Here is a 412-nt window from a genome sequence, read left to right as displayed (position 1 = left end):
GAAGGTCCATCCTTTCTTTTCAGTAAAACTTCATGCTTATCACTTTCTATTTCAAAGTTGGTCTTTTCAATTCCATATCGTAACATTCCACAAGAATTTAACATTGTTCCTATAATTATCATCATTATTATCTTTTTCATTATCTTTCAACTCCCATTCTTAAATTTCTTAAATAGCTGTTTATATCCGATACTCCTATATTTTCTTTCCTTTCATATGGCAATACATTTGTATTTAGTTTTGGACTATTTGATAAACCTTTATCTGTATACTTTCCATTAGTATAATCTTTTAATAATTCTTCTTTATTATACTTATCTTTCGCTTCTAATAAATAAGGACTTTTATCAAGTAGTGCAGGTCCGTTTATTGCCAAGTTTATCTTTAAGCTCTGATCTAAGTCATATAGTTT

At 27.7% G+C, this 412-nt stretch carries 1 protein-coding gene; it reads right to left on the bottom strand.

Features of this window, described 5'->3' with window-relative positions:
* Nucleotides 1–139 precede the first annotated feature (139 nt).
* Nucleotides 140–412, bottom strand: a 273-nt coding sequence (locus EII29_RS11630; RefSeq protein WP_233573340.1) for a DNA replication protein, incomplete at its 5' end; no start/stop codon positions are given.

Source organism: Leptotrichia sp. OH3620_COT-345 (assembly GCF_003932895.1).
GTDB lineage: Bacteria > Fusobacteriota > Fusobacteriia > Fusobacteriales > Leptotrichiaceae > Pseudoleptotrichia.
Note: the sequence above shows the minus strand (reverse complement) of the source record. Positions and strands in the feature narration are given on the sequence as shown.